The organism is Pseudomonas sp. BP01 (genome assembly GCF_022760795.1).
GTDB classification, from domain to species: Bacteria; Pseudomonadota; Gammaproteobacteria; order Pseudomonadales; family Pseudomonadaceae; genus Aquipseudomonas; species Aquipseudomonas putida_Q.
Genome location: NZ_JAFBKA010000024.1, coordinates 59,862 through 85,154 on the forward strand (window position 1 = coordinate 59,862; position 25,293 = coordinate 85,154).

Sequence of the window (25,293 nt, forward strand, 5' to 3'; positions counted from 1 at the left end):
GCGGGGTTCTTCAAGGAAAACTTTACAATTTTCGCTAAGGTGCTCTCTAGAACGGAATATCGTCATCGAAGCTGTCGAAGTCAGCGGCCGGCTGCGGCGCAGGCTGCTGGGGCGCTGGGCGCTGAGGGGCCTGTTGCGGGCGCTGGGCCTGCTGGCGAGGCGCTGCCTGGTTGTACTGTTGTGGCTGGCCACCCTGGTTGTAGTTACCGCCACCCTGATTGTACGGGTCGCCGCCTTGCTGCTGGCCCTGCGGACGGCCGCCAAGCAGCTGCATGGTGCCGTTGATGTCGACGATGATCTCGGTGGTATAGCGCTTGATGCCGTCTTTTTCCCACTCGCGGGTCTGCAGCTTGCCTTCGATGTAGCACTGCGAACCCTTGCGCAGGTACTCGCCAGCGATTTCGGCAACCTTGCCGAACAGCGACACACGGTGCCACTCGGTACGCTCGACCTTCTGGCCCGACTGCTTGTCGGTCCACTGCTCGCTGGTAGCCAGGCTCAGGTTGGTCACGGCGTTACCGTTGGGCAGGTAGCGGACTTCGGGATCCTGGCCACAGGTGCCGACCAGAATGACTTTGTTAACCCCACGGGCCATAACGTTCTCCTAGGCTTCGCACGCCGAAGAGGCCGGGTTCACCAGGCGCTCGAGGGTCGTACGGTCCAAAATTTTCGTATCCAGTTTGATATAGATGGCGGCTTCTTCTTCCACCACAACGGCGTCGGTCACACCCGGCACGGCCATCAGGCGCTCGGTCAGGCCGGCTTCCCGGACTGCCTCTGGCGTCAGCGGCATGCGCAGGCTGGTCACATAGGGCGGCTCGTTCATGCGCAACGCGACGACCAGCCAGATGGCACACAGTACCGCGCAACCGAGGAACACCATGTTCAGCCCGCCGTGCTGGAACAACCAGCCACCGAGGATTCCTCCCAAGGCAGCGCCGAGGAACTGGCTGGTGGAATAAACCCCCATCGCCGTCCCCTTGCCACCGGCAGGCGACACCTTGCTGACCAGCGAAGGCAGCGAAGCCTCCAGCAGGTTGAATGCGGTAAAGAATACCACGGTGCCAATCACCAGTCCGCGCAAACCGTCAGCCCACTCCCAGAAGTATATCTCTGTCAGCAGCAGGACACTGACCGCACCAGCCAACACGCGTTTCATCTTGCGCTTTTTTTCGCCGTAGATGATGAACGGGACCATTGCAAAAAATGAGATGAACAGCGCGGTCAGGTATACCCACCAGTGCTCCTCCTTGGGTAGCCCCCCGCGCTCGACAAAGGCCAGTGGCAATGCGACGAAGCTGGCCATGAGGATGGCGTGCAGCACGAAGATGCCCACGTCCAGGCGCAGAAGGTCCGGATGGCGCAGGGTCGGGCCGATGGCCTGGCGTGCCACACCCGACTCGCGGTGCTGCAAAATGCTGTGCGTGTTGGGCACTACAAAAGCGACCAACAGGATGCCGACCAGGGCGAGACCGGCTGTGGCCAGGAACAATCCTGACAAACCAAAGGCACTTGTCAGCAATGGGCCGACGACCATGGCGACGGCGAACGACAGGCCGATGCTCATGCCGATCATGGCCATGGCCTTGGTCCGGTGCTGCTCGCGGGTGAGGTCGGACAGCAGCGCCATGACTGCGGCAGAAATCGCACCGGCGCCCTGCAGGATACGCCCGGCGATCACCCCCCAGATGGAGTCGGCCTGAGCCGCCAGCACACTGCCCAGGGCAAAGATCACCAGCCCCAGGTAAATCACCGGCCGACGGCCGATGCGGTCGGAAATCATGCCGAACGGGATCTGCAATACCGCCTGGGTCAGGCCATAGGCACCAATGGCCAGGCCGATCAGCGCTGGCGTGGCGCCGGCCAGGTCCATGCCGTAGGTGGCCAGTACCGGCAAGACCATGAACATGCCCAGCATACGAAAGGCAAAGACCAGGGCAAGGCCGCCAGCGGCGCGGGTTTCGCCGCCACTCATGCGCTCGTTGTGGGTGTCGTGCATGGATTAACCTCGTGTGAACCGGCGGCGATTCTATCAGTCCGACAGCTTGACGGCATCTACGCGACGCTTTGCCGCGTAGTGGCAGGGCGCCGTATACTTCTTTGTTTATGCCCGCCAAGCGAGGCTGCAGTGGACAAGATCCTGATTCGTGGGGCACGGACCCACAACCTGAAGAACATCGACCTGACCCTGCCCCGGGACAAGCTGATCGTGATCACCGGCCTGTCCGGTTCCGGCAAGTCGTCCCTGGCGTTCGACACCCTGTACGCCGAAGGCCAGCGCCGCTACGTGGAATCGCTGTCGGCCTACGCCCGGCAGTTCCTGTCGATGATGGAAAAGCCAGACGTCGACACCATCGAAGGCCTGTCGCCGGCCATTTCCATCGAGCAGAAGTCGACCTCGCACAACCCACGCTCCACGGTTGGCACCATCACCGAAATCTACGACTACCTGCGCCTGCTGTATGCCCGCGTCGGCACGCCTCGTTGCCCGGACCACGATATCCCGCTGGAGGCGCAAACGATCAGCCAGATGGTCGACCTGGTGCTGGAGCGCCCGGAAGGCAGCAAGCTGATGCTGCTGGCACCGGTGGTGCGCGAGCGCAAGGGTGAGCACCTGGCGGTGTTCGACGAGCTGCGCGCCCAGGGCTTTGTGCGGGCCCGGGTAAACGGCAAGCTCTACGAGCTAGATGAACTGCCGAAGCTGGACAAGCAGAAGAAGCACAGCATCGATGTGGTAGTGGACCGTTTCAAGGTCCGCTCGGACCTGCAGCAGCGCCTGGCCGAGTCGTTCGAGACCGCGCTGAAGCTGGCCGACGGCATCGCCCTGGTCGCGCCAATGGACGACGAAAAAGGCGAAGAGATGATCTTCTCCGCCCGCTTCGCCTGCCCGGTCTGCGGCCATGCCATCAGTGAGCTGGAACCCAAGCTGTTCTCCTTCAACAACCCGGCTGGCGCCTGCCCGACCTGTGATGGCCTGGGGGTCAAGCAGTTCTTCGATACCAAGCGCCTGGTCAATGCCGAACTCACCTTGGCCGAAGGGGCGATCCGCGGCTGGGACCGGCGCAACGTATACTACTTCCAGATGCTTGGCTCGCTGGCCGCGCATTACGGCTTCAGCCTGGAAGAACCGTTCGGCGAGCTGTCGGCCGAGCACCAGAAGGTCATCCTGCAAGGCAGTGGCAAGCAGACTGTCGACTTCAAGTACCTCAACGACCGTGGCGACATCGTCAAGCGCTCGCACCCGTTTGAAGGCATCGTGCCAAACCTTGAGCGCCGGTACCGCGAGACCGAATCGGCCACTGTGCGTGAAGAGCTGGCGAAGTTCCTCGGCACCCAGCCCTGCCCGGATTGCCGCGGTACCCGCCTGCGCCGCGAGGCCCGCCACGTATGGGTAGGCGAAAAGACCCTGCCAGCGGTGACCAACCTGCCGATCGGTGAGGCCAGCAGCTACTTTGGCGAACTGACCCTGACCGGCCGCCGTGGCGAGATTGCCGCGAAGATTCTCAAAGAAATCTGCGAGCGCCTGCAGTTTTTGGTCAACGTCGGCCTCGACTACCTGACCCTCGACCGCAGCGCCGATACCCTGTCCGGTGGCGAAGCGCAGCGTATCCGCCTGGCCAGCCAGATCGGCGCTGGCCTGGTCGGGGTGATGTACATCCTCGATGAACCGTCCATCGGCCTTCATCAACGCGACAACGACCGCCTGCTGGCCACCCTCAACCACCTGCGCGACCTGGGCAACACGGTGATCGTGGTGGAGCATGACGAGGACGCCATTCGCCTGGCCGACTATGTGGTTGATATTGGCCCGGGGGCCGGTGTACATGGTGGGCAGATCGTCGCCGAGGGCACGCCGCAGGAGGTGATGGATCACCCCGATTCGTTGACCGGCAAGTACCTGTCCGGGCGCAAGAAGATCGTCGTGCCGGCCAAGCGCACGCCCCGCAACAAGAAGCTGCAGCTCAAGCTCAAGGGTGCGCGCGGCAACAACCTGCAGAGCGTCGACCTGGAAGTCCCGATCGGCCTGCTGACCTGTGTGACCGGGGTATCCGGTTCGGGCAAGTCGACCCTTATCAACAACACCCTGTTCCCGCTGGCAGCCACCGCCCTCAATGGAGCAAGCACCCTGGAAGCGGCCCCGCACAGCAGCATGGACGGCTTGCAGCATCTGGACAAGGTGGTGGATATCGACCAGAGCCCGATCGGCCGTACCCCGCGCTCGAACCCGGCGACCTACACCGGCATCTTCACGCCGATCCGCGAGCTGTTCTCCGGTGTGCCGGAATCGCGCTCACGCGGCTACGGTCCGGGGCGCTTCTCGTTCAACGTCAAGGGCGGCCGCTGCGAGGCTTGCCAGGGCGACGGTTTGATCAAGGTGGAGATGCACTTCTTGCCAGACATCTACGTCCCGTGCGACGTGTGCAAGAGCAAGCGCTACAACCGCGAAACCCTGGAGATCAAGTACAAGGGCAAAAACATCCACGAGGTGCTGGAAATGACCATCGAGGATGCCCGCGAGTTCTTCGACGCAGTACCGGCGCTGGCGCGCAAGCTGCAAACGCTGATGGATGTGGGCCTGTCGTACATCAAACTGGGCCAGTCGGCCACCACGCTGTCTGGCGGTGAAGCGCAGCGGGTGAAGCTGTCGCGCGAGCTGTCCAAGCGCGATACCGGCAAGACCCTGTACATCCTCGATGAACCCACCACCGGCCTGCACTTTGCTGATATCCAGCAGCTGCTGGACGTATTGCATCGCTTGCGCGACCACGGCAACACCGTGGTGGTGATCGAGCACAACCTGGATGTGATCAAGACCGCTGACTGGCTGGTGGACCTGGGGCCGGAGGGTGGTTCCAAGGGTGGACAGATCATTGCCTGCGGTACGCCGGAAGAGCTGTGTGAGATGAAACAGTCTTATACCGGCCATTATCTGAAGCCGCTGCTGGAGCGGGATCGGGCCTGAGTGTTGCCGCCGCAATGAAAAAGCCCCTGGTACCGTTGGTGCCAGGGGCTTTTCTTGAGTCTGTGGATAACTTACATCTGCGACTGCAGGTAGTTCTCCAGGCCAATGGCCTTGATCAGCCCTTGCTGCTTCTCCAGCCAGTAGGTGTGATCTTCTTCGGTATCAGCCAATTGCGCACGGAGAATGTCACGGCTGATGTAGTCCTTGTGCAGCTCGCACAGCTCGATGCCTTTGCACAGGGCGCCACGCACCTTGTATTCGAGCTTGAGGTCAGCCTCGATCATTTCCGGCACGGTGCTGCCGACTTCCAGGTCGTCCGCACGCATGTCAGGGGTGCCTTCGAGCATGAGGATGCGACGCATCAGGGCATCAGCGTGCTGCGTCTCTTCTTCCATCTCGTGGTTGATGCGCTCGTAGAGCTTGGACAGGCCCCAGTCTTCGTACATGCGCGAATGAATGAAGTACTGGTCGCGTGCCGCCAGTTCGCCCTTCAGCAGCGTGACGAGGTAGTTGATTACATCTGGGTGGCCTTGCATCGCCCTGGTTCTCCATGTGAAGACGTCTATGCAACATAGTGTGAACCAGCTTTTGCCTGCGGTCACTGAAAAACGCGCAATCATGGGCAAAAAATCGGTTAAACAGTAGTGATATTCATTGAAAAACCGCCCAAATGAGGGCGGTTCTGCTTATCACTTAGAGTCAGGCCAGATTGATACCCAAGGCCTTGGCAATCCCTTCGCCGTAGGCAGGGTCGGCCTTGAAGAAGTACTGCAACTGGCGCTGGATCACGTCCTGGCTGACACCCGCCATGGTCCCGGCGATGTTGCTGATCAGCAGCGCCTTCTGCGCCTCGCTCATCAGGCGGAACAACGCGCCGGCGTGGCTGAAGTAGTCAGTGTCCTCACGGTGATCGTAACGGTCCGCCGAACCGGTCAGGGTCAGCGCCGGTTCGGCATGGCGTGGTGACTGCTTTGGTGCCTCAGCGTAGCTGTTGGGCTCGTAGTTCGGTGCACTGCCGTAACTGCCAGTGGCCATGGCGCCGTCGCGCTGGTAGCTGTTGACCGCGCAGCGCGGCGCATTCACCGGCAACTGCTGGTGGTTGGTGCCCACACGGTAGCGGTGTGCGTCTGCGTAGGCGAATACACGGCCCTGCAGCATGCGGTCCGGCGAAAGGCCCACCCCTGGCACCATGTTGCTCGGCCCGAACGCAGCCTGCTCGACCTCGGCGAAGTAGTTGAGCGGGTTCCGATTGAGTTCCAGCACGCCCACCTCGATCAGCGGATAGTCCTTCTGCGACCAGGTCTTGGTGACATCGAAGGGGTTCTCGGCGCGGCTGGCAGCCTCGGCTTCGCTCATCACCTGGATGCATACGGTCCAACGCGGGTAGTCACCACGCTCGATAGCCTCGAACAGGTCACGCTGGGCGTAGTCCGGGTCAGTACCCGCCAGGCGTGCAGCATCGGCCGGGGCGAGGTTCTTGATGCCTTGCTGGGTCTTGAAATGCCATTTGACCCAGGTGCGCTCACCTTCAGCGTTGATCAGGCTGTAGGTGTGGCTGCCAAAACCGTGCATATGGCGGTAGCCGTCCGGAATGCCACGGTCCGAGAACAGGATGGTGACCTGGTGCAGCGCCTCGGGAGAGTGCGACCAGAAATCCCACATCATCTGGGCGTTCTTCAGGTTGGATTGCGGATGGCGCTTCTGGGTGTGGATAAAGTCCGGGAACTTCAGCGGGTCGCGAATGAAGAACACCGGCGTGTTGTTACCCACGATGTCCCAGTTGCCTTCCTCGGTGTAGAACTTGACGGCAAAGCCACGAGGGTCGCGTTCGGTGTCTGCAGAGCCACGTTCGCCACCGACAGTGGAGAAACGCAGAAAGGTTTCGGTTTGCTTGCCGACCTGCTCGAACAGCTTGGCGCTGGTGTATTGGGTGATGTCGCGATTGACGGTAAAGGTGCCATAGGCGCCCGAACCCTTCGCGTGCACACGGCGCTCAGGGATGTTCTCGCGGTTGAAATGGGCGAGCTTCTCGATCAAGTGGAAGTCGTCGAGCAACAGCGGGCCACGCGGGCCGGCGGAACGGGAGTTCTGGTTATCGGCTACTGGCGCACCGCTGGCGGTGGTAAGAATCTTGCTCATGGGCTCTCCTTATCGGTCTTCAAGCGCCGGCTAATCGGCTTGGAGAGAGTATTGACGAGCAAGGTTACAGGGACAAATTCATTACATGACTTGTATCAATAGAAATTAACAATATGAGCAGACACAAAAAACCGGGCACTAGGCCCGGTTCTTTGTAGCAGACAGAACGTCTTACTCAGCAGCTTCTACAGCACCGCCGACCGGACGATCAACCAGCTCGACGTACGCCATAGGCGCGTTGTCGCCAGCGCGGAAACCGCACTTCAGGATGCGCAGGTAGCCGCCCTGACGGGTGGCGTAACGCTTGCCCAGGTCGTTGAACAGTTTGCCAACAGCGGACTTCGAACGGGTACGGTCGAAGGCCAGACGACGGTTAGCAACGCTGTCTTCCTTGGCCAGGGTGATCAGCGGCTCGGCAACGCGGCGCAGTTCCTTGGCTTTCGGCAGGGTGGTTTTGATCAGCTCGTGCTCGATCAACGACACTGCCATGTTCTGGAACATAGCCTTGCGGTGAGAGCTGGTACGGCTCAGGTGACGTCCACTTTTACGATGACGCATGATTCATTCCTTACCAAACACTACGTTCGGTGATTACGACGATCAGGCGGTCGCCTTGTCGTCTTTCTTAAGACTTGCAGGCGGCCAGTTGTCGAGGCGCATGCCGAGAGACAGACCACGAGAGGCCAGGACGTCCTTGATTTCAGTCAGGGACTTCTTGCCCAGGTTAGGAGTCTTCAACAGCTCTACTTCGGTACGCTGAATCAGGTCGCCGATGTAGTAGATGTTCTCCGCCTTGAGGCAGTTGGCCGAACGTACAGTCAGTTCCAGGTCGTCAACCGGACGCAGCAGGATCGGATCGATCTCGTCTTCCTGCTCGACTACGACAGGCTCACTGTCACCTTTGAGGTCGACGAACGCGGCCAGCTGCTGTTGCAGGATGGTCGCAGCGCGGCGGATAGCCTCTTCAGGATCCAGGGTGCCGTTGGTTTCCAGATCAATGACCAGCTTGTCCAGGTTGGTACGCTGTTCAACACGGGCGTTTTCGACCACATAGGCGATACGACGCACCGGGCTGAACGAAGCGTCCAACTGCAGACGGCCAATGCTACGGCTTTCGTCTTCGTCGGTTTGACGGGAGTCGGCCGGCTCGTAACCGCGACCACGAGCTACAGTGAGCTTCATGTTCAGGGCGCCGTTCGACGCCAGGTTCGCGATTACGTGATCGGGGTTGACGATCTCGACATCGTGATCCAGCTGAATATCGGCAGCGGTAACCACCCCCGAACCCTTTTTCGACAAGGTCAGCGTAACTTCGTCACGACCGTGCAGTTTGATAGCCAGGCCTTTCAGGTTCAACAGGATTTCAATTACGTCTTCCTGTACACCTTCGATCGCGGAGTACTCGTGGAGTACGCCATCGATCTCGGCCTCGACTACTGCACAGCCAGGCATGGAGGACAACAGGATGCGGCGCAGCGCGTTGCCCAGGGTATGGCCGAAACCACGCTCGAGAGGCTCGAGCGTAATCTTGGCGCGGGTCGGACTGACTACCTGCACATCAATGTGGCGGGGAGTCAGGAACTCATTTACCGAAATCTGCATGGATGCACCTATTTTCTAGCCCTTACTTGGAGTAGAGCTCGACAATCAGGTTTTCGTTGATGTCGGCAGACAGGTCGCTGCGAGCAGGAACGTTCTTGAAAACGCCCGACTTTTTAGCAGCATCCACGTCAACCCACTCAACGCGGCCACGCTGGGCGCACAGTTCAAGGGCTTGAACAATGCGCAGCTGGGCCAGCGACTTCTCGCGGACCGCGACCACGTCACCCGGACGAACTTGGTAGGATGGAATGTTTACAGTCTTACCGTTGACGCTGATCGCTTTGTGCGAAACCAGCTGACGGGATTCGGAACGAGTCGAACCGAAGCCCATACGGTAGACGACGTTATCCAGACGGCACTCGAGCAGTTGCAGCAGGTTCTCACCGGTTGCGCCTTTTTTCGAGGCTGCAGCTTGGTAGTAACCGCGGAACTGACGCTCCAGAACACCGTAGATACGACGAACTTTTTGTTTCTCGCGCAGCTGGGTACCGTAGTCGGACTGACGGCCACGGCGCTGGCCGTGGATACCTGGGGCTGCTTCGATGTTGCACTTCGATTCCAGAGCGCGGACGCCGCTCTTCAGGAACAGATCGGTGCCTTCACGACGAGACAGTTTGCATTTTGGACCAATGTAACGTGCCATTCTTCTGTCTCCTGATTACACGCGACGCTTCTTCGGCGGACGGCACCCGTTATGCGGGATTGGCGTCACGTCGGTGATGCTGGCGATCTTGTAGCCGCAGCTGTTCAGTGCACGAACGGCGGATTCACGACCCGGACCTGGACCCTTGACATTGACGTCGAGGTTCTTCAGGCCGTATTCCAGCGCAGCTTGACCAGCACGTTCAGCAGCAATCTGGGCTGCGAACGGGGTGGATTTGCGCGAACCACGGAAACCCGAACCACCGGAGGTCGCCCAGGACAAAGCATTGCCCTGACGGTCGGTGATGGTCACGATGGTGTTGTTGAAAGAAGCGTGGATGTGGGCGATGCCATCAACCACTGTCTTTTTGACTTTCTTACGAGGACGAGCAGCAGGTTTTGCCATGTCTATATTCCTGGGCGGTTACTTGCGGATCGGCTTACGCGGGCCCTTACGGGTGCGTGCGTTGGTCTTGGTGCGCTGACCGCGAACCGGCAGACCTTTACGATGACGCAGGCCGCGGTAGCAACCCAGGTCCATCAAGCGCTTGATCTTCATGTTGATGTCACGACGCAGGTCACCTTCGGTGGTGAACTTCGCAACTTCGCCACGCAGGGTTTCGATTTGCTCGTCGCTCAGATCCTTGATCTTAGCGGCTGGGTTTACACCAGCGTCTGCACAGATCTTCTGTGCAGTTGTGCGACCGACACCATAGATGTAGGTCAGCGAGATAACAGTATGCTTGTTATCTGGAATGTTGACGCCTGCAATACGGGCCATTCAGTGGGACTCCAATTGACAGCTACCTACGCCCCGGAAGCCAAGAAATAGGGCGCGAGATAATATCGCTGTAGAAACGAATAATCAACCCAGCAGCACACTAGCTGCTGGGTTTGAAGCGCAGATCACACTCAGCCTTGGCGCTGTTTGTGACGCGGTTCCGCGCTGCAGATCACTCGAACGACGCCTTCGCGACGGATGATCTTGCAGTTACGGCACAGCTTTTTCACCGATGCACGAACTTTCATTACCGACTCCTCGAACCTTAGGGGCGTATCAGCGCAGCAAACCGCTGCCACCGTAGCCTTTCAGGTTGGCTTTCTTCATCAGGGATTCGTACTGGTGCGAAACGAGGTGCGATTGTACTTGGGACATGAAGTCCATCACAACCACTACCACAATCAGCAACGAGGTCCCGCCAAGGTAGAACGGCACATTTGCTGCCACCACCAGGAACTGGGGCAGAAGGCAGACGGCCATCATGTAAAGAGCACCGAACATGGTCAAACGGGTCAGAACGCCATCAATGTAGCGTGCCGACTGCTCACCAGGACGGATACCCGGAATAAAGGCACCGGACTTCTTCAGGTTTTCCGCTACGTCTTTCGGGTTGAACATCAACGCTGTGTAGAAGAAGCAGAAGAAAATGATCCCTGCACTAAACAGCAAAATGTTCAACGGCTGACCAGGAGCGATCGACTGCGAGATGTCCTGCAGCCAGCCCATACCTTCGGACTGACCGAACCAGGCACCCAGCGAAGCCGGGAACAGCAAAATGCTGCTTGCGAAAATGGCCGGGATAACCCCCGCCATGTTCACTTTCAACGGCAAGTGGCTGGTCTGCGCAGCAAAAACCTTCCGGCCCTGCTGACGCTTGGCGTAGTGAACGGCGATACGACGCTGACCACGCTCAATGAACACCACAAAACCGATAATCGCTACTGCCAGCAAACCGATAGCGACCAGGGCGAAAATGTTGATATCGCCTGTACGCGCAGACTCGAAAGACTGCCCGATTGCTCTCGGAAGACCGGCAACGATACCTGCGAAGATCAACATCGAGATACCGTTGCCCACACCGCGCTCGGTGATCTGCTCGCCCAGCCACATCATGAACATCGCGCCTGCCACGAACGTGGAGACGGCAACGACATGGAAGCCCAGGCCCGCAGAAAACGCCACGCCCTGGTTGGCCAGGCCAATGGACATGCCAATGGCTTGAACCAGTGCCAGGATAACGGTGCCGTAGCGGGTGTACTGGCTGATCTTGCGACGGCCAGCTTCACCTTCCTTCTTCAACTGCTCCAGTTGCGGGCTGACCGCCGTCATCAGCTGCATGATGATCGATGCCGAAATGTACGGCATGATCCCCAGTGCAAAGATGCTCATGCGCTCAAGCGCGCCACCGGAAAACATGTTGAACAAGCTAAGAATGGTCCCCTCATTCTGCCGAAACAGATCCGCCAGACGGTCCGGATTGATGCCTGGAACCGGGATATGTGCACCTATCCGATAGACGATGATCGCCATGAACAGAAAGCGCAGACGAGCCCAGAGTTCCGACATCCCGCCCTTACCGAGCGAAGAGAGAGCACCTTGCTTAGCCATTTATTCCTCGAATTTGCCGCCAGCTGCTTCGATAGCCGCACGCGCACCCTTGGTGGCTGCGATGCCCTTGATGGTGACTGCGCGAGTAACTTCGCCAGACAGCATGATTTTCACACGCTGAATGTGCTGGTTGATCACGTTGGCATCCTTCAAGGATTGCACGGAGATCACGTCGCCTTCCACTTTGGCCAGCTCGGACAGACGCACTTCGGCGCGATCCATGGCTTTCAGGGAAACGAAGCCGAATTTCGGCAGACGACGGTGCAGCGGCTGTTGACCGCCTTCGAAGCCCGGAGCGATCGAACCACCCGAACGGGAGGTCTGACCTTTGTGGCCACGGCCGCCGGTTTTACCCAGACCGCTACCGATACCACGACCCGGACGATGCTTCTCGCGACGGGAACCCGGCGCTGGACTCAGATCATTGAGTTTCATCGATTAACCCTCGACGCGCAGCATGTAGTAAGCCTTGTTGATCATCCCGCGATTCTCGGGAGTATCCTGGACTTCTACAGTGTGACCGATGCGACGCAGACCCAGGCCCTTAACACACAGTTTGTGGTTAGGCAGACGGCCCGAGACGCTCTTGATCAGCGTTACTTTTACGGTTGCCATGATCAGAAGATCTCCTCGACGCTCTTGCCGCGCTTGGCAGCAATGGATTCAGGAGATTGCATGGCTTTCAGACCCTTGAAAGTGGCGTAAACCACGTTCACTGGGTTGGTCGAACCGTAGCACTTGGCCAGAACGTTCTGAACACCAGCAACTTCCAGGACAGCACGCATTGCGCCACCGGCGATGATACCGGTACCTTCCGAGGCAGGCTGCATGTAAACCTTCGAGGCGCCGTGGGCAGCCTTGGTGGCGTACTGCAGGGTGGTGCCCTTCAGGTCAACCTGGATCATGTTGCGGCGAGCAGCTTCCATGGCTTTCTGAATCGCAGCAGGTACTTCGCGCGATTTGCCACGGCCGAAGCCGACACGACCTTTACCATCACCTACCACGGTCAACGCGGTGAAGGTGAAGATACGGCCGCCTTTTACGGTCTTGGCAACGCGGTTAACTTGAACCAGCTTCTCGATGTAGCCTTCGTCGCGCTTTTGATCGTTATTTGCCATAACTTAGAACTCCAGCCCGCCTTCACGAGCAGCATCAGCCAGCGCTTTGACGCGGCCATGGTACTTGAAGCCGGAACGGTCAAAGGCAACTTGAGATACACCGGCGGCTTTCGCACGCTCAGCTACCAGCTTGCCAACCTTAGTGGCCGCGTCGATGTTGCCAGTGGCGCCATCACGCAGGTCTTTGTCCAAGGTCGAGGCGCTTGCCAGAACCTTGCTGCCGTCGGCCGAAATGACCTGGGCGTAGATGTGCTGCGAGGAGCGGAACACGCACAGGCGCACGACTTCGAGTTCGTGCATCTTGAGACGTGCTTTGCGAGCGCGACGCAGTCGAATAACTTTTTTGTCGGTCATTTACTAGGCCCTACTTCTTCTTGGCTTCTTTACGACGGACTACTTCGTCCGCGTAACGCACACCTTTGCCTTTGTAAGGCTCTGGCGGACGGAAGTCGCGGATTTCAGCGGCCACCTGACCTACCAGCTGCTTGTCGATACCCTTGATCAGGATGTCGGTCTGGCTAGGCGTTTCAGCGGTGATACCGGCTGGCAGTTCGTAGTCCACTGGGTGCGAGAAGCCCAGGGCCAGGTTCAGGACGGTGCCTTTAGCCTGTGCCTTGTAACCAACACCGACCAGCTGGAGCTTACGCTCGAAGCCTTGGCTTACGCCCTGGACCATGTTGTTAACCAGAGCGCGGGTGGTACCGGCCATGGCACGAGCTTGCTGGTCACCATTGCGAGCGACGAAACGCAGCTCACCAGACTCTTCGGTAACTTCAACAGACGAGTGAACGTTCAGTTCGAGAGTGCCCTTGGCACCCTTCACCGAAAGCTGCTGACCTGCGAATTTGACTTCGACACCGGACGGCAGCTTAACGGGGTTCTTAGCGACGCGAGACATGTCTATCCCCCCTTAGAACACTGTGCACAGAACTTCGCCGCCGACACCGGCAGCGCGCGCAGCGCGATCAGTCATCACACCTTTGTTGGTGGAGACAATAGACACGCCCAGACCGCCACGTACTTTCGGCAGATCGGTGACGGCCTTGTACTGGCGCAGGCCTGGACGGCTGGAGCGCTTCAGTTCCTCGATGACCGGACGGCCTTCGAAGTACTTCAGTTCGATCGACAGGGAAGGCTTGGCTTCACCAGTTACCTGGTAGCCAGCGATGTAACCTTCGTCCTTCAGAACTTTGGCAACCGCGACCTTCAGGGTAGAAGAAGGCATGCTTACGACGGACTTTTCAGCCATCTGGGCATTACGGATGCGAGTTAGCATGTCCGCTAACGGGTCCTGCATACTCATGGGCTAGATGCTCCTGATACAAGAATTATTAGCCTTGCGGCTATGACAACCACCTGAGCGGATTGGGCAAAAAACCCAGGCTCGGGTGAGCCGGTCATTCTAGACACAAGGCAGAAACGAAACAAGCCCCATATAGGGGCTTGTTTCTTGGCGAGGTCACCGGCGGTCGGAAGATTGCTCCCCTTCCACCGGGATCACACCGACAGCGATTACCAGGAGGCCTTGACCAGACCTGGTACGTCGCCGCGCATTGCAGCTTGACGCAGCATGTTACGGCCCAGGCCGAACTTACGGTATACACCGTGAGGACGACCGGTCAGGCGGCAACGGTTGCGCAGGCGCGAGGCGCTAGCGTCGCGTGGCTGCTTCTGCAGAGCGACAACGGCAGCGAAACGCTCTTCTGGAGAGGCGTTAACATTGACGATGGTCGCTTTCAGCTCAGCACGCTTCTTAGCGAACTTGGCTACCGTCAGCTGACGCTTCAGCTCACGGTTTTTCATGCTCTTCTTGGCCATTTTCCTACTCCAATCAGTTGCGGAACGGGAACTTGAAAGCACGCAGCAGAGCGCGGCCTTCGTCGTCCGAACGAGCAGTGGTGGTCAGGGTGATGTCCAAACCGCGCAGAGCATCGATCTTGTCGTAATCGATTTCCGGGAAGATGATCTGCTCTTTCACGCCCATGCTGTAGTTGCCACGGCCATCGAAGGACTTGGCATTCAGGCCGCGGAAGTCGCGAACCCGAGGCAGGGAGATCGCCAGCAGGCGGTCCAGGAATTCGTACATCTTGTCGCTACGCAGGGTCACCTTGACACCGATCGGCCATCCTTCGCGGACTTTGAAGCCAGCGATGGATTTACGAGCGAAAGTCACGACCGGCTTTTGACCGGTGATCTTTTCCAGGTCAGCTACTGCGTGCTCGATGACTTTCTTGTCGCCGATCGCTTCGCCCAGACCCATGTTCAGGGTGATTTTGGTAACGCGCGGAACTTCCATCACGTTCGACAGCTTAAGTTCTTCCTTAAGCTTATGAGCGATTTCGTTCCGGTAAATCTCTTTCAGTCGTGCCATGGTCTTCTACCTAGCAGTGTTCAAGCATCAACCGCTTTTTGGGTCGACTTGAAGACACGAATTTTCTTACCGTCTTCTACTTTGAAACCAACGCGGTCAGCCTTGTTGGTTTCACCGTTGAAGATGGCAACGTTGGAAGCGTGCAGAGGCGCTTCTTTCTCGACGATACCGCCCTGAACGCCCGCCATCGGGTTAGGCTTGGTATGACGCTTGACCAGGTTCACGCCACCGATGACCAGACGGTCATCAGCCAGAACCTTCAGCACCTTACCGCGCTTACCTTTGTCTTTGCCGGCGATCACGATGATCTCGTCGTCACGACGAATCTTTTGCATGTCGGATCTCCTTACAGCACTTCAGGGGCGAGCGAGACGATCTTCATGAACTTCTCAGTACGAAGTTCACGGGTCACTGGCCCGAAGATGCGAGTGCCGATCGGCTCTTGCTTGTTGTTCAGCAGAACAGCAGCGTTGCCGTCGAAACGAATGATGGAACCGTCAGCGCGACGAACACCGTGACGGGTGCGCACGACAACAGCAGTCATCACTTGGCCTTTTTTGACCTTACCGCGCGGAATTGCTTCCTTGACAGTAACCTTGATGATGTCACCGATGCCGGCGTAACGACGGTGCGAGCCGCCGAGCACCTTGATGCACATGACGCGACGAGCGCCGCTGTTATCGGCCACATCGAGCATGGATTGAGTCTGAATCATAAAATTTCTCCGACCCCTAGCCCTTAGACTTCAACAGCGCGTTCGAGGACTTCAACCAGTGCCCAGGACTTGGTCTTGGCCAGCGGACGGGTTTCGGTAATCGAAACCTTGTCGCCGATCTTGCACTGGTTGGTTTCGTCGTGCGCGTGCAGCTTAGTCGAACGCTTAACGTATTTACCGTAGATCGGGTGCTTTACGCGACGCTCGATCAAAACGGTGATGGTCTTGTCCATTTTGTCGCTGACGACACGGCCAGTCAGCGTACGGACGGTTTTTTCAGCTTCAGCCATGATCACTTACCTGCCTGCTGGTTGAGCACAGTTTTCACGCGAGCGATGTCACGCTTAACTTGCGAGAGCAGGTGCGACTGCCCCAACTGGCCAGTTGCTTTCTGCATGCGCAGATTGAACTGGTCGCGCAGCAAGCCGAGCAGTTGCTCGTTCAGCTGCTGTGCCGATTTTTCACGAAGTTCATTCGCTTTCATCACATCACCGTCCGCTTAACAAAGGAGGTGGCGAGAGGCAGCTTTGCAGCAGCCAGGGCGAAAGCTTCGCGCGCCAGCTCTTCAGAAACACCCTCGATCTCGTACAGGACTTTGCCTGGCTGGATCTGGGCAACCCAGTACTCCACGGAGCCCTTACCTTTACCCATACGAACCTCGAGAGGTTTCTTGGAGATCGGCTTGTCCGGGAACACACGGATCCAGATCTTGCCGCCACGCTTAACGTGACGGGTCAGCGCACGACGTGCGGACTCGATCTGGCGAGCGGTGAGGCGACCGCGAGCAACAGCTTTCAGGGCGAATTCGCCGAAGCTGACTTTGCTACCGCGCAGTGCCAGACCACGGTTGTGGCCGGTCATCTGCTTGCGGAATTTTGTACGCTTTGGTTGCAACATTTGGCGTACCCCTTACTTAGCAGCTTTTTTACGAGGCGCTGGTGCTTGTGGTTTCAGTTCTTCTTGGCGACCACCAATAACTTCGCCTTTGAAGATCCAAACCTTCACACCGATCACACCGTAAGTGGTGTGAGCTTCGTAGGTGTTGTAGTCGATATCGGCACGCAGGGTGTGCAGAGGCACACGACCTTCGCGATACCACTCGGTACGAGCAATCTCGGCACCGCCGAGACGACCGCTCACCTGGATCTTGATGCCCTTGGCACCAATACGCATGGCGTTCTGTACGGCGCGCTTCATGGCGCGACGGAACATTACGCGGCGTTCCAGCTGCTGAGCTACGCTCTGCGCAACCAGCATAGCGTCGAGTTCCGGCTTGCGGATCTCTTCGATGTTGATGTGCACAGGCACACCCATCTGCTTGGTCAGGTCCTGACGCAGCTTCTCAACATCTTCACCTTTCTTGCCGATAACGATACCGGGACGAGCAGTGTGGATGGTGATGCGTGCAGTTTGAGCCGGACGATGAATATCGATACGGCTTACGGACGCGCTTTTTAGTTTGTCTTGGAGGTACTCACGCGTTTTCAGATCCTTCAAGAGGTAATCTGCGTAAGTAGCACCGTCTGCGTACCAGACGGAGGTGTGCTCCTTGACGATTCCCAGGCGAATGCCAGTGGGATGTACTTTCTGACCCATCTGATCGACTCCGTTACTTGTCCGCAACCTTGACAGTGATATGGCAAGACCGCTTGACGATGCGATCAGCACGGCCTTTGGCACGTGGCATGATACGCTTCAGCGAACGCCCTTCGTTGACGAAGACGGTGGAGACCTTCAGGTCATCAACGTCTGCGCCTTCGTTGTGTTCGGCGTTGGCTACGGCCGACTCGAGGACTTTCTTCATGATTTCAGCGGCTTTTTTGCTGCTGAAGGCCAACAGGTTGAGCGCTTCGCCCACCTTCTTCCCGCGGATCTGGTCGGCGACCAAGCGGGCTTTCTGGGCGGAGATGCGAGCGCCCGACAACTTAGCGGCTACTTCCATTTCCTTACCCCTTAACGCTTGGCTTTCTTGTCAGCCACGTGCCCGCGATAGGTGCGGGTACCGGCGAACTCGCCCAGTTTGTGGCCGACCATGTCTTCGTTCACGAGAACTGGAACATGCTGGCGACCGTTGTGAACCGCGATGGTCAGACCGACCATTTGTGGCAGGATCATCGAGCGACGCGACCAGGTTTTAACTGGCTTGCGATCGTTCTTCTCCACCGCCACTTCGACCTTCTTCAACAGGTGAAGATCGATAAAAGGACCTTTTTTCAGAGAACGTGGCACTGTCGTATCCCTCTAGTTACTTGCGACGACGGACGATCATGTTGTCGGTACGCTTATTACCACGGGTTTTAGCACCCTTGGTTGGGAAGCCCCATGGCGATACCGGATGACGACCACCGGAGGTACGACCTTCACCACCACCATGTGGGTGGTCAACCGGGTTCATGGCAACGCCACGAACGGTTGGGCGAACGCCGCGCCAGCGTTTGGCACCCGCTTTACCCAGCGAACGCAGGCTGTGCTCGGAGTTCGAGACTTCGCCCAGGGTCGCACGGCACTCAGCCAGTACTTTACGCATTTCACCGGAACGCAGACGCAGAGTCACGTATACGCCGTCACGAGCGATCAGCTGAGCCGAAGCACCAGCGGAACGAGCGATCTGAGCACCTTTACCCGGCTTCAGTTCAACACCGTGAATGGTGCTACCTACTGGGATGTTGCGCAGTTGCAGGGAGTTACCGGCCTTGATTGGGGCCAGTGCACCTGCGATCAGCTGGTCGCCAGCGCTCACGCCTTTAGGGGCAATGATGTAGCGACGCTCGCCGTCTGCGTAGCACAGCAGGGCGATGTGAGCAGTACGGTTTGGATCGTATTCGATACGCTCGACAGTGGCTGGGATGCCATCTTTGTCGTTGCGACGGAAGTCGACCAGACGGTAATGCTGCTTATGACCACCACCAACGTGACGAGTGGTAATGCGGCCATTGTTGTTACGACCACCAGACTTCGATTTCTTCTCGAGCAGCGGTGCGTGAGGAGCGCCTTTGTGCAGCTCCTTGTTGACCACCTTGACCACGAAACGGCGGCCAGGGGAAGTCGGTTTGCATTTAACGATTGCCATGATGCACCCCTTCCTTACTCAGCACTGCTGCTGAAATCGAGATCTTGGCCTGGCTGAAGGGAGACAATCGCCTTCTTCCAGTCATTACGCTTGCCCAGACCACGTGCGGTACGCTTGGTTTTACCCAGAACGTTAACAGTCGACACGTTTTCAACTTTTACGTTGAACAGGCCTTCGACAGCTTTCTTGATTTCCAGCTTGGTTGCATCGGTAGCAACCTTGAATACGAACTGGCCTTTTTTCTCAGCCAGAACGGTAGCCTTCTCGGAAACGTGCGGGCCAAGGAGGACTTTAAATACGCGTTCCTGGTTCATCCCAGCAGCTCCTCGAATTTCTTCACGGCCGAGACAGTGATCAACACTTTCTCGTATGCGATCAGACTGACCGGGTCGGAACCTTGTACGTCACGTACATCGACGTGCGGCAGGTTGCGAGCAGCCAGGTACAGGTTCTGATCAACAGCGTCGGAAACGATCAGTACATCGCTCAGACCCATGCCGTTCAGCTTGTTCAGCAGATCTTTGGTTTTCGGTGCTTCAACAGCGAAGTCCTGAACCACGACCAGACGGTCGCTACGCACCAGCTCAGCGAGGATGGAGCGCAGAGCTGCGCGATACATCTTCTTGTTGAGCTTCTGCGAGTGATCTTGAGGGCGAGCTGCGAAGGTTACACCACCGCCACGCCAGATCGGACCACGAGTGGTACCAGCACGAGCACGGCCAGTACCCTTCTGACGCCATGGGCGCTTACCGCCACCAGCCACGTCGGAACGGGTCTTTTGCTGCTTGGTGCCCTGACGGCCGCCGGCCATGTAGGCCACGACTGCTTGGTGTACCAGCGTCTCGTTGAATTCGCCACCGAAAGTCAGTTCGGAAACTTCGATCGCCTGAGCGTCATTTACATTGAGTTGCATGTCAGTTTCCCCTTAACCGCGAGCCTTGACAGCTGGACGTACAACCACGTCGCCGCCAGTAGCGCCAGGAACGGCACCCTTGACGAGCAGCAGGTTGCGTTCAGCGTCTACGCGAACTACTTCCAGGGACTGAACAGTCACGCGCTCGGCGCCCATGTGACCGGACATTTTCTTGCCCTTGAACACACGACCAGGAGTCTGGCACTGGCCGATGGAACCAGGCACACGGTGCGACACGGAGTTACCGTGGGTGTTGTCCTGACCACGGAAGTTCCAGCGCTTGATGGTACCGGCGAAGCCTTTACCTTTGGACTGACCAGTAACGTCTACCAGCTGGCCTGCAGTGAAGAGTTCAGCTTTGATCAGATCGCCAGCCTGGAAATCGCCTTCTTCAAGACGGAACTCCCAAACACCGCGACCAGCGGCAACGTTAGCCTTGGCGAAGTGGCCTGCCTGAGCGGCAGTCACACGCGAAGCACGACGCTCGCCGACAGTGACTTGCACTGCACGGTAGCCATCGGTTTCCTCAGTTTTGAACTGGGTGACGCGATTCGGTTCGATCTCAATGACCGTGACCGGAATGGAGACACCTTCTTCGGTGAAAATGCGGGTCATACCGCATTTGCGACCGATTACACCAATAGTCATGTTGTAAACCTCATGAGTGTACGGGGCTTTCACCCGCTATGGCCGCCCATTTCAGAGCGTTACACGACTAGACCGAAGTCTTAGCCGAGGCTGATCTGAACTTCCACACCTGCCGCCAGATCAAGCTTCATCAGCGCGTCAACGGTTTTATCCGTTGGCTGGACGATGTCCAGAACACGCTTATGAGTGCGAATCTCGTACTGGTCACGCGCGTCTTTGTTGACGTGCGGGGAAACCAGAACGGTGAAACGCTCTTTGCGGGTAGGCAGTGGAATCGGACCACGCACTTGTGCACCAGTACGTTTCGCGGTTTCCACGATTTCCTGGGTGGATTGGTCGATCAGGCGATGGTCGAAAGCCTTCAACCTGATACGGATTTGCTGATTTTGCATTGGATTTCAGACTCCAGGCTGTTCCCAACGGACGCACTACGCCCGCTAAAAGGAGGCGTGATTCTATAGACGCCCCAATTTAGTGTCAACCCAATAAAAAAAGCCCCCGCTGAGCGGAGGCCTTTTTCAATCGGTCGAGTGATTACTCGATGATTTTGGCTACGACGCCGGCGCCGACGGTACGACCGCCTTCACGGATAGCGAAGCGCAGACCGTCTTCCATTGCGATGGTCTTGATCAGGGTAACAGTCATCTGAATGTTGTCACCTGGCATTACCATTTCAACGCCTTCCGGCAGTTCGCAGTTACCGGTCACGTCAGTGGTACGGAAGTAGAACTGAGGACGGTAGCCTTTGAAGAACGGAGTGTGACGGCCGCCTTCTTCCTTCGACAGGACGTAGACTTCTGCGGTGAACTTGGTGTGCGGCTTGACCGAACCTGGCTTGACCAGAACCTGGCCACGCTCAACGTCGTCACGCTTGGTACCACGCAGCAGAACGCCGCAGTTCTCGCCAGCACGACCTTCGTCCAGCAGCTTGCGGAACATCTCAACACCGGTGCAGGTGGTGGTGGTGGTGTCACGCAGACCAACGATTTCCAGCGGATCCTGAACGCGGACGATACCACGCTCGATACGGCCGGTAACAACGGTACCACGACCCGAGATCGAGAATACGTCTTCGATTGGCATCAGGAACGGCTTGTCGATAGCGCGCTCTGGCTCTGGGATGTAGCTGTCCAGAGTTTCAACCAGCTTCTTGACGGCAGTGGTGCCCATCTCGTTGTCGTCTTTGCCTTCCAGCGCCATACGAGCCGAACCGATGATGATCGGGGTGTCGTCGCCTGGGAAGTCATAGGTGGACAGCAGGTCGCGAACTTCCATCTCGACCAGTTCCAGCAGCTCAGCGTCGTCTACCAGGTCAGCCTTGTTCAGGAAGACCACGATGTACGGAACGCCAACCTGACGGGACAGCAGGATGTGCTCACGGGTTTGTGGCATCGGACCATCGGCGGCCGAGCAAACCAGGATCGCGCCGTCCATCTGGGCAGCACCGGTGATCATGTTCTTCACGTAGTCAGCGTGACCTGGGCAGTCGACGTGAGCGTAGTGACGAATGTTCGAGTTGTACTCGACGTGAGCGGTGTTGATGGTGATACCGCGCGCTTTTTCTTCCGGAGCCGAGTCGATCTTGTCGAACTCAACGACTGCCGAACCGAAAACTTCGGAGCAGACGCGAGTCAGAGCTGCGGTCAGAGTGGTCTTACCGTGGTCAACGTGGCCGATAGTGCCGACGTTAACGTGGGGAAGGGAACGATCAAACTTTTCCTTAGCCATCGATACAATCCTCCGCAGAAGAAATAGTCTTGCGCTGATAAAACAAAGGCAGATATTTTCATATCTGCCTTGTTTATATGGAGCTCTTGAGCGGATTTGAACCGCTGACCTCACCCTTACCAAGGGTGTGCTCTACCAACTGAGCTACAAGAGCGAAACACTTTGCGCAAAATCCAGCAAACTTGGAGCGGGTAGCGGGAATCGAACCCGCATCATCAGCTTGGAAGGCTGAGGTTCTACCACTAAACTATACCCGCGGAGCTTGCGGCTCTCGCTAAAACTGGTGGAGGGAGAAGGATTCGAACCTTCGAAGCTCTCGCAACGGATTTACAGTCCGTCCCCTTTGACCGCTCGGGAATCCCTCCAGATGTGGCCGGCATTCTATTTGTCTGCCGTCCCAGTGTCAAGCGTTTTTTCAAATTTTTTCAATCAAATCTGAAACTTAGCTGCTTTGACACCGCTTCCAGCTCTACCACCTGAGTGGTGTTCCCTGTGAAGCGGGCGCCATTCTATCAAGCTATTCACCAGTTGCAATACCCTGGCAGAAAATAATTTTATGTTTTAAGTCTTTGAAATCATTGGAAAGAGCCGAAAGCACCGTTTGGTCCAGTAAACGCTCGCTTTCCGGGGCAACCTTGAGCCAGCGCCCTTCTGCTCCAGGCAGCTGGCCTGCCACTGGCAAGGTGGCAATATCAAGGCTCAGCAAGCGCTGACGCAGTGCATCCAGCTGCGCCTGCCCTGCCACCCCACCCACTACCAGGCATTCGTCGCGGCGTCTGGGTGGCGCCGACACACCCGTTTCACGCAACAGGCGGATTTCTTGCTGACTCCCCTTGTACAGTGACAGGGGGGCGACTTCCTTGACCTTCAGCGGTGCTTCCTGCTGATGCCACACGTAATAGAAGACGTTGAGCACCAGTAGCAACAGAAACAACCAACGCATAGGCACCTCAATCCAGTGGACAGGCCATAGCCAGGCCAACGAAAACCAGGTCAGGGACGACACGCGCCTGTGGCACAGCCTCCCTCACCAGCGGCGCATCGCCCCCGGTAAGGAACACGGTGAATTCGTCACCCCACAGCGCACGCGCCTGCTCAAGCTGGGTACGCGCGAAACCCTGGAGCATCAACACGCACCCCCGCTCGACTGCTTCGACGGTAGAGCGGCCAGGCGACAGGCTGGTCAATGCGCGCTCGGCAGAGGCATCGTCATAGCGAATACGCCGGGTGTGGGTACGCAACTGACTGCGCATCAATGGCATGCCCGGACAGATGTAGCCACCCAGATGTTCGCCGTCTGCGGCCACAAAGTCCGCTTTGGCAGCGGTACCCAGGTCAATCACCAGGCACGCGCCCTTGGCCAGGTGAAATGCACCCAGCGCCGCCAGCCAACGGTCCATGCCCAGACGCTGATAGTCGTCATAACCGTTGCGCACACCGGCCATGCGCTGCGCTGGATGCGCAACATGCGCCTGCACGGAAAATGCCTGGGCTATCAACGCACACAGCGCATCGGTTTCTTCCTCGCTGCGCACACTGACAATGCGGCAACCCGTCAGACGCACCGAGGCCATCGCGGTCACTTCGGCCAGCAGTGCTTGATCGGAATCGACGATCCCGCCACCTTCAATCATCGCATCAGCGGTATGGATTACACGCCACTTGATGAAGCTGTTACCGCAGTCGAGCTCAAGAATCATCACGCAACCTCAAACTGAGCTCACCACCACTGAAGCTCTTTTCAACTCCGTCCACCTCAAGGCGCAAGCCGCCCTGCCCGTCGACGCCAAGAACCACGCCATCAATACGTGTGCTACCGGCAACCAGTGAAACATTGCGCCCCTGCCAAAGGTGCGCCTGCTCCCATTCCTCCTGGAATGCGGCAAACCCGTAGCGACGATGGCGTGCCAATTCGTGCTGCAATTGCTGATTGAGCGACGCTACCAGGTGGTTACGGTCTACAGCCGCACCCACCTCACGCTGCATCGACGTCCACTCCTGATCAACCTCGGCGTTGACCTGCATGTTCACATTGATACCGATACCCAGTACCACATGACAGACATCGGCCGGGTCACCCACCAACTCCAGGAGAATGCCGGTGATCTTCTGCCCACGAACCAGTACATCATTGGGCCATTTAAGCCCTACATCCTTTACGCCGAACGCCTGCAGCGTGCGCATTACTGCAATCCCCACCACCAGGCTCAAGCCTTCGAGCTGGCGCATGCCGCCATCCACCCTCAAGACAAGGCTGTAGTAGAGGTTTTCAGCAAATGGGCTGACCCATTGCCGGCCACGTCGGCCGCGGCCTGCGCTTTGCCGCTCGGCCAAGACGAGAAATGGCGCTACCTGCCCTTGATTGGCAAGCCTCAAGCCTTCGGCGTTGGTCGAGTCGATGATTTCGTGGATAAAAACCGGCCACTGCTCGCCTTCAGCAAACCCGGCGATTGCCTGTGCCTCGAGCAAAGCCAGTGGTGCCGCCAGCTGATAACCGCGCCCACGAACCTTGTGAATGGTGAGGTTCAGCTCGCTCTCCAGGTGCTGCAGCTGCTTCCAAACGGCGCTGCGACTCACCCCAAGGGCTGCCCCCAGAGCTTCTCCGGAATGGAACCGGCCATCCTTGAGGAGATTCAACAACTTCAGCATGCCAGTCTCAACTTGGAATAAGGCAGGCATGATAGCCATGGGCTGTTGGCTTGCATAGGAAAAGGGCCTGGATACCTGGCGTTGCACCCTACTCCGCAGGAGCAGCCTTGTGCTGCGAAGAGGCCATTGCAGCCGAAGACAATCTTTGGCCTTACCGACCTCCTCGCAGCACAAGGCTGCTCCTACAAGGGCTCGAGCAGGGCCGGATTTTTCGCCCACAAAGACAAAACCCCTACCTGCATGCGCAGATAGGGGTTTTGCGAAATGAATCTTGACGATGACCTACTCTCACATGGGGAAACCCCACACTACCATCGGCGATGCATCGTTTCACTGCTGAGTTCGG

General features: G+C 57.8%; 37 protein-coding genes and 3 tRNA genes. 1 reads left to right on the top strand and 39 read right to left on the bottom strand.

Annotated elements, in window-relative coordinates; genetic code table 11:
- Positions 1-46: 46 nt before the first annotated feature.
- Both JOY50_RS20295 and JOY50_RS20300 read right to left on the bottom strand, forming a co-directional pair.
- Entirely contained in the window at positions 47-595 is a 549-nt protein-coding gene (locus JOY50_RS20295) for a single-stranded DNA-binding protein (protein WP_132846732.1), read from the bottom strand.
- 9 nt (positions 596-604) lie between these two features.
- Positions 605-1,999 carry an MFS transporter gene (locus tag JOY50_RS20300; protein WP_132846731.1) on the bottom strand — a complete coding sequence of 465 codons (1,395 nt, stop codon included), beginning with the start codon at positions 1,997-1,999 and terminating at the stop codon, positions 605-607.
- A gap of 129 nt (positions 2,000-2,128) precedes the next feature.
- Here JOY50_RS20300 and uvrA point away from each other — a divergent pair, with 129 nt between their 5' ends.
- A complete protein-coding gene (gene uvrA / locus JOY50_RS20305; protein WP_165931666.1) occupies positions 2,129-4,963 on the top strand; it encodes an excinuclease ABC subunit UvrA in 2,835 nt (944 codons plus the stop codon).
- Between the two features lie 71 nt (positions 4,964-5,034).
- Here uvrA and bfr read toward each other — a convergent pair whose 3' ends face one another.
- The 37 genes from bfr to birA all read right to left on the bottom strand — a co-directional run bounded on the left by bfr (position 5,035) and on the right by birA (position 24,947).
- Positions 5,035-5,499, bottom strand: coding sequence for a bacterioferritin (gene bfr, locus JOY50_RS20310; RefSeq protein ID WP_003257116.1), 465 nt, complete (start codon positions 5,497-5,499; stop codon positions 5,035-5,037).
- Positions 5,500-5,662: 163 nt separating this feature from the next.
- The gene (locus JOY50_RS20315; protein ID WP_132846729.1) at positions 5,663-7,102 is read right to left on the bottom strand and encodes a catalase; all 1,440 of its coding nucleotides are present in this window, start codon (positions 7,100-7,102) and stop codon (positions 5,663-5,665) included.
- A gap of 171 nt (positions 7,103-7,273) precedes the next feature.
- Positions 7,274-7,660 (bottom strand): 50S ribosomal protein L17, encoded by a 387-nt coding sequence (gene rplQ, locus JOY50_RS20320; protein ID WP_003255451.1) that lies wholly within the window; start codon positions 7,658-7,660, stop codon positions 7,274-7,276.
- Positions 7,661-7,702: 42 nt separating this feature from the next.
- On the bottom strand, positions 7,703-8,704 hold the full coding sequence (locus JOY50_RS20325; RefSeq protein ID WP_003255452.1) for a DNA-directed RNA polymerase subunit alpha: 1,002 nt from the start codon (positions 8,702-8,704) through the stop codon (positions 7,703-7,705).
- Between the two features lie 22 nt (positions 8,705-8,726).
- Positions 8,727-9,347 carry a 30S ribosomal protein S4 gene (rpsD, locus tag JOY50_RS20330; RefSeq protein ID WP_012270238.1) on the bottom strand — a complete coding sequence of 207 codons (621 nt, stop codon included), beginning with the start codon at positions 9,345-9,347 and terminating at the stop codon, positions 8,727-8,729.
- A 15-nt stretch (positions 9,348-9,362) separates the two neighbouring features.
- Positions 9,363-9,752, bottom strand: a complete 390-nt coding sequence (gene rpsK, locus JOY50_RS20335) for a 30S ribosomal protein S11 (protein WP_003255454.1) — start codon at positions 9,750-9,752, stop codon at positions 9,363-9,365.
- Positions 9,753-9,770: 18 nt separating this feature from the next.
- Positions 9,771-10,127 (bottom strand): 30S ribosomal protein S13, encoded by a 357-nt coding sequence (gene rpsM / locus JOY50_RS20340; RefSeq protein ID WP_003255457.1) that lies wholly within the window; start codon positions 10,125-10,127, stop codon positions 9,771-9,773.
- Between the two features lie 131 nt (positions 10,128-10,258).
- Positions 10,259-10,375 (bottom strand): 50S ribosomal protein L36, encoded by a 117-nt coding sequence (rpmJ, locus tag JOY50_RS20345; protein ID WP_002555468.1) that lies wholly within the window; start codon positions 10,373-10,375, stop codon positions 10,259-10,261.
- A gap of 28 nt (positions 10,376-10,403) precedes the next feature.
- Positions 10,404-11,735, bottom strand: coding sequence for a preprotein translocase subunit SecY (gene secY / locus JOY50_RS20350; RefSeq protein ID WP_003255459.1), 1,332 nt, complete (start codon positions 11,733-11,735; stop codon positions 10,404-10,406).
- Complete coding sequence (gene rplO, locus JOY50_RS20355; protein ID WP_003255461.1) at positions 11,736-12,170, bottom strand: 50S ribosomal protein L15; 435 nt, start codon at positions 12,168-12,170, stop codon at positions 11,736-11,738.
- 3 nt (positions 12,171-12,173) lie between these two features.
- Complete coding sequence (gene rpmD, locus JOY50_RS20360; protein WP_016393393.1) at positions 12,174-12,350, bottom strand: 50S ribosomal protein L30; 177 nt, start codon at positions 12,348-12,350, stop codon at positions 12,174-12,176.
- A 2-nt stretch (positions 12,351-12,352) separates the two neighbouring features.
- Positions 12,353-12,853, bottom strand: coding sequence for a 30S ribosomal protein S5 (rpsE, locus tag JOY50_RS20365; RefSeq protein ID WP_003255465.1), 501 nt, complete (start codon positions 12,851-12,853; stop codon positions 12,353-12,355).
- Positions 12,854-12,856: 3 nt separating this feature from the next.
- Positions 12,857-13,207, bottom strand: coding sequence for a 50S ribosomal protein L18 (gene rplR / locus JOY50_RS20370; RefSeq protein WP_003255467.1), 351 nt, complete (start codon positions 13,205-13,207; stop codon positions 12,857-12,859).
- Between the two features lie 10 nt (positions 13,208-13,217).
- Positions 13,218-13,751 carry a 50S ribosomal protein L6 gene (gene rplF / locus JOY50_RS20375; RefSeq protein WP_003255469.1) on the bottom strand — a complete coding sequence of 178 codons (534 nt, stop codon included), beginning with the start codon at positions 13,749-13,751 and terminating at the stop codon, positions 13,218-13,220.
- Positions 13,752-13,763: 12 nt separating this feature from the next.
- On the bottom strand, positions 13,764-14,156 hold the full coding sequence (gene rpsH, locus JOY50_RS20380) for a 30S ribosomal protein S8 (protein WP_003255471.1): 393 nt from the start codon (positions 14,154-14,156) through the stop codon (positions 13,764-13,766).
- Positions 14,157-14,365: 209 nt separating this feature from the next.
- Complete coding sequence (rpsN, locus tag JOY50_RS20385; protein WP_009681970.1) at positions 14,366-14,671, bottom strand: 30S ribosomal protein S14; 306 nt, start codon at positions 14,669-14,671, stop codon at positions 14,366-14,368.
- A gap of 13 nt (positions 14,672-14,684) precedes the next feature.
- Complete coding sequence (rplE, locus tag JOY50_RS20390; protein WP_243055751.1) at positions 14,685-15,224, bottom strand: 50S ribosomal protein L5; 540 nt, start codon at positions 15,222-15,224, stop codon at positions 14,685-14,687.
- A gap of 20 nt (positions 15,225-15,244) precedes the next feature.
- Complete coding sequence (rplX, locus tag JOY50_RS20395) at positions 15,245-15,559, bottom strand: 50S ribosomal protein L24 (protein WP_003255476.1); 315 nt, start codon at positions 15,557-15,559, stop codon at positions 15,245-15,247.
- An 11-nt stretch (positions 15,560-15,570) separates the two neighbouring features.
- Complete coding sequence (rplN, locus tag JOY50_RS20400; RefSeq protein ID WP_002555479.1) at positions 15,571-15,939, bottom strand: 50S ribosomal protein L14; 369 nt, start codon at positions 15,937-15,939, stop codon at positions 15,571-15,573.
- 23 nt (positions 15,940-15,962) lie between these two features.
- Positions 15,963-16,229: a 30S ribosomal protein S17 gene (rpsQ, locus tag JOY50_RS20405; protein ID WP_023534981.1), complete on the bottom strand. Its 267-nt coding sequence runs from the start codon at positions 16,227-16,229 to the stop codon at positions 15,963-15,965.
- Positions 16,230-16,231: 2 nt separating this feature from the next.
- The gene (gene rpmC, locus JOY50_RS20410) at positions 16,232-16,423 is read right to left on the bottom strand and encodes a 50S ribosomal protein L29 (protein ID WP_002555481.1); all 192 of its coding nucleotides are present in this window, start codon (positions 16,421-16,423) and stop codon (positions 16,232-16,234) included.
- A complete protein-coding gene (gene rplP, locus JOY50_RS20415; protein WP_003255479.1) occupies positions 16,423-16,836 on the bottom strand; it encodes a 50S ribosomal protein L16 in 414 nt (137 codons plus the stop codon). Before rplP ends, rpmC begins: the two co-directional genes overlap by 1 nt.
- A 12-nt stretch (positions 16,837-16,848) precedes the next feature.
- A complete protein-coding gene (gene rpsC, locus JOY50_RS20420) occupies positions 16,849-17,535 on the bottom strand; it encodes a 30S ribosomal protein S3 (RefSeq protein ID WP_003255481.1) in 687 nt (228 codons plus the stop codon).
- Between the two features lie 13 nt (positions 17,536-17,548).
- Positions 17,549-17,881: a 50S ribosomal protein L22 gene (gene rplV / locus JOY50_RS20425; RefSeq protein ID WP_003103908.1), complete on the bottom strand. Its 333-nt coding sequence runs from the start codon at positions 17,879-17,881 to the stop codon at positions 17,549-17,551.
- An 11-nt stretch (positions 17,882-17,892) separates the two neighbouring features.
- Entirely contained in the window at positions 17,893-18,168 is a 276-nt protein-coding gene (gene rpsS / locus JOY50_RS20430) for a 30S ribosomal protein S19 (protein ID WP_003255482.1), read from the bottom strand.
- A gap of 16 nt (positions 18,169-18,184) precedes the next feature.
- Positions 18,185-19,009, bottom strand: coding sequence for a 50S ribosomal protein L2 (gene rplB / locus JOY50_RS20435; RefSeq protein WP_008089816.1), 825 nt, complete (start codon positions 19,007-19,009; stop codon positions 18,185-18,187).
- Positions 19,010-19,023: 14 nt separating this feature from the next.
- Positions 19,024-19,323: a 50S ribosomal protein L23 gene (gene rplW / locus JOY50_RS20440; RefSeq protein WP_003255484.1), complete on the bottom strand. Its 300-nt coding sequence runs from the start codon at positions 19,321-19,323 to the stop codon at positions 19,024-19,026.
- On the bottom strand, positions 19,320-19,922 hold the full coding sequence (gene rplD / locus JOY50_RS20445; RefSeq protein WP_003255485.1) for a 50S ribosomal protein L4: 603 nt from the start codon (positions 19,920-19,922) through the stop codon (positions 19,320-19,322). The genes rplW and rplD overlap by 4 nt, the downstream gene beginning before the upstream one ends.
- A 12-nt stretch (positions 19,923-19,934) precedes the next feature.
- A complete protein-coding gene (gene rplC, locus JOY50_RS20450; protein WP_003257089.1) occupies positions 19,935-20,570 on the bottom strand; it encodes a 50S ribosomal protein L3 in 636 nt (211 codons plus the stop codon).
- 80 nt (positions 20,571-20,650) lie between these two features.
- Entirely contained in the window at positions 20,651-20,962 is a 312-nt protein-coding gene (gene rpsJ, locus JOY50_RS20455; RefSeq protein ID WP_003186070.1) for a 30S ribosomal protein S10, read from the bottom strand.
- A 142-nt stretch (positions 20,963-21,104) separates the two neighbouring features.
- Positions 21,105-22,298, bottom strand: coding sequence for an elongation factor Tu (gene tuf, locus JOY50_RS20460; RefSeq protein ID WP_028614144.1), 1,194 nt, complete (start codon positions 22,296-22,298; stop codon positions 21,105-21,107).
- 78 nt (positions 22,299-22,376) lie between these two features.
- Positions 22,377-22,452, bottom strand: a tRNA-Thr gene (locus JOY50_RS20465).
- A gap of 29 nt (positions 22,453-22,481) precedes the next feature.
- Positions 22,482-22,555: transfer RNA gene (locus JOY50_RS20470), tRNA-Gly, on the bottom strand.
- Between the two features lie 24 nt (positions 22,556-22,579).
- Positions 22,580-22,663, bottom strand: a tRNA-Tyr gene (locus JOY50_RS20475).
- 152 nt (positions 22,664-22,815) lie between these two features.
- Positions 22,816-23,241: a hypothetical protein gene (locus tag JOY50_RS20480; RefSeq protein ID WP_132847099.1), complete on the bottom strand. Its 426-nt coding sequence runs from the start codon at positions 23,239-23,241 to the stop codon at positions 22,816-22,818.
- Positions 23,242-23,248: 7 nt separating this feature from the next.
- Positions 23,249-23,998 carry a pantothenate kinase gene (locus JOY50_RS20485; protein ID WP_019473699.1) on the bottom strand — a complete coding sequence of 250 codons (750 nt, stop codon included), beginning with the start codon at positions 23,996-23,998 and terminating at the stop codon, positions 23,249-23,251.
- Complete coding sequence (gene birA / locus JOY50_RS20490) at positions 23,988-24,947, bottom strand: bifunctional biotin--[acetyl-CoA-carboxylase] ligase/biotin operon repressor BirA (protein WP_019473700.1); 960 nt, start codon at positions 24,945-24,947, stop codon at positions 23,988-23,990. Before birA ends, JOY50_RS20485 begins: the two co-directional genes overlap by 11 nt.
- Between the last annotated feature and the right edge of the window lie 346 nt (positions 24,948-25,293).

What these genes read in the sequence shown, in the direction of transcription:
- rpsH (WP_003255471.1), bottom strand. Translation starts at nt 14,156, where the DNA reads ATGAGTATGCAGGACCCGTTAGCGGACATGCTAACTCGCATCCGTAAT.
- rplR (WP_003255467.1), bottom strand. Translation starts at nt 13,207, where the DNA reads ATGACCGACAAAAAAGTTATTCGACTGCGTCGCGCTCGCAAAGCACGT.
- rplE (WP_243055751.1), bottom strand. Translation starts at nt 15,224, where the DNA reads ATGGCACGACTGAAAGAGATTTACCGGAACGAAATCGCTCATAAGCTT.
- rpsN (WP_009681970.1), bottom strand. Translation starts at nt 14,671, where the DNA reads ATGGCCAAGAAGAGCATGAAAAACCGTGAGCTGAAGCGTCAGCTGACG.
- bfr (WP_003257116.1), bottom strand. Translation starts at nt 5,499, where the DNA reads ATGCAAGGCCACCCAGATGTAATCAACTACCTCGTCACGCTGCTGAAG.
- rpsD (WP_012270238.1), bottom strand. Translation starts at nt 9,347, where the DNA reads ATGGCACGTTACATTGGTCCAAAATGCAAACTGTCTCGTCGTGAAGGC.
- rpmC (WP_002555481.1), bottom strand. Translation starts at nt 16,423, where the DNA reads ATGAAAGCGAATGAACTTCGTGAAAAATCGGCACAGCAGCTGAACGAG.
- rplB (WP_008089816.1), bottom strand. Translation starts at nt 19,009, where the DNA reads ATGGCAATCGTTAAATGCAAACCGACTTCCCCTGGCCGCCGTTTCGTG.
- JOY50_RS20295 (WP_132846732.1), bottom strand. Translation starts at nt 595, where the DNA reads ATGGCCCGTGGGGTTAACAAAGTCATTCTGGTCGGCACCTGTGGCCAG.
- rpsC (WP_003255481.1), bottom strand. Translation starts at nt 17,535, where the DNA reads ATGGGTCAGAAAGTACATCCCACTGGCATTCGCCTGGGAATCGTCAAG.
- rplD (WP_003255485.1), bottom strand. Translation starts at nt 19,922, where the DNA reads ATGCAACTCAATGTAAATGACGCTCAGGCGATCGAAGTTTCCGAACTG.
- rplX (WP_003255476.1), bottom strand. Translation starts at nt 15,559, where the DNA reads ATGCAAAAGATTCGTCGTGACGACGAGATCATCGTGATCGCCGGCAAA.
- rplO (WP_003255461.1), bottom strand. Translation starts at nt 12,170, where the DNA reads ATGAAACTCAATGATCTGAGTCCAGCGCCGGGTTCCCGTCGCGAGAAG.
- JOY50_RS20325 (WP_003255452.1), bottom strand. Translation starts at nt 8,704, where the DNA reads ATGCAGATTTCGGTAAATGAGTTCCTGACTCCCCGCCACATTGATGTG.
- rpsK (WP_003255454.1), bottom strand. Translation starts at nt 9,752, where the DNA reads ATGGCAAAACCTGCTGCTCGTCCTCGTAAGAAAGTCAAAAAGACAGTG.
- rpmD (WP_016393393.1), bottom strand. Translation starts at nt 12,350, where the DNA reads ATGGCAACCGTAAAAGTAACGCTGATCAAGAGCGTCTCGGGCCGTCTG.
- rplQ (WP_003255451.1), bottom strand. Translation starts at nt 7,660, where the DNA reads ATGCGTCATCGTAAAAGTGGACGTCACCTGAGCCGTACCAGCTCTCAC.
- rpmJ (WP_002555468.1), bottom strand. Translation starts at nt 10,375, where the DNA reads ATGAAAGTTCGTGCATCGGTGAAAAAGCTGTGCCGTAACTGCAAGATC.
- rpsJ (WP_003186070.1), bottom strand. Translation starts at nt 20,962, where the DNA reads ATGCAAAATCAGCAAATCCGTATCAGGTTGAAGGCTTTCGACCATCGC.
- rplP (WP_003255479.1), bottom strand. Translation starts at nt 16,836, where the DNA reads ATGTTGCAACCAAAGCGTACAAAATTCCGCAAGCAGATGACCGGCCAC.
- rplC (WP_003257089.1), bottom strand. Translation starts at nt 20,570, where the DNA reads ATGACTATTGGTGTAATCGGTCGCAAATGCGGTATGACCCGCATTTTC.
- birA (WP_019473700.1), bottom strand. Translation starts at nt 24,947, where the DNA reads ATGCTGAAGTTGTTGAATCTCCTCAAGGATGGCCGGTTCCATTCCGGA.
- rpsM (WP_003255457.1), bottom strand. Translation starts at nt 10,127, where the DNA reads ATGGCCCGTATTGCAGGCGTCAACATTCCAGATAACAAGCATACTGTT.
- JOY50_RS20485 (WP_019473699.1), bottom strand. Translation starts at nt 23,998, where the DNA reads ATGATTCTTGAGCTCGACTGCGGTAACAGCTTCATCAAGTGGCGTGTA.
- rpsQ (WP_023534981.1), bottom strand. Translation starts at nt 16,229, where the DNA reads ATGGCTGAAGCTGAAAAAACCGTCCGTACGCTGACTGGCCGTGTCGTC.
- rpsE (WP_003255465.1), bottom strand. Translation starts at nt 12,853, where the DNA reads ATGGCAAATAACGATCAAAAGCGCGACGAAGGCTACATCGAGAAGCTG.
- JOY50_RS20315 (WP_132846729.1), bottom strand. Translation starts at nt 7,102, where the DNA reads ATGAGCAAGATTCTTACCACCGCCAGCGGTGCGCCAGTAGCCGATAAC.
- rplW (WP_003255484.1), bottom strand. Translation starts at nt 19,323, where the DNA reads ATGAACCAGGAACGCGTATTTAAAGTCCTCCTTGGCCCGCACGTTTCC.
- secY (WP_003255459.1), bottom strand. Translation starts at nt 11,735, where the DNA reads ATGGCTAAGCAAGGTGCTCTCTCTTCGCTCGGTAAGGGCGGGATGTCG.
- JOY50_RS20480 (WP_132847099.1), bottom strand. Translation starts at nt 23,241, where the DNA reads ATGCGTTGGTTGTTTCTGTTGCTACTGGTGCTCAACGTCTTCTATTAC.
- tuf (WP_028614144.1), bottom strand. Translation starts at nt 22,298, where the DNA reads ATGGCTAAGGAAAAGTTTGATCGTTCCCTTCCCCACGTTAACGTCGGC.
- rplF (WP_003255469.1), bottom strand. Translation starts at nt 13,751, where the DNA reads ATGTCTCGCGTCGCTAAGAACCCCGTTAAGCTGCCGTCCGGTGTCGAA.
- JOY50_RS20300 (WP_132846731.1), bottom strand. Translation starts at nt 1,999, where the DNA reads ATGCACGACACCCACAACGAGCGCATGAGTGGCGGCGAAACCCGCGCC.
- rplN (WP_002555479.1), bottom strand. Translation starts at nt 15,939, where the DNA reads ATGATTCAGACTCAATCCATGCTCGATGTGGCCGATAACAGCGGCGCT.
- rplV (WP_003103908.1), bottom strand. Translation starts at nt 17,881, where the DNA reads ATGGAAGTAGCCGCTAAGTTGTCGGGCGCTCGCATCTCCGCCCAGAAA.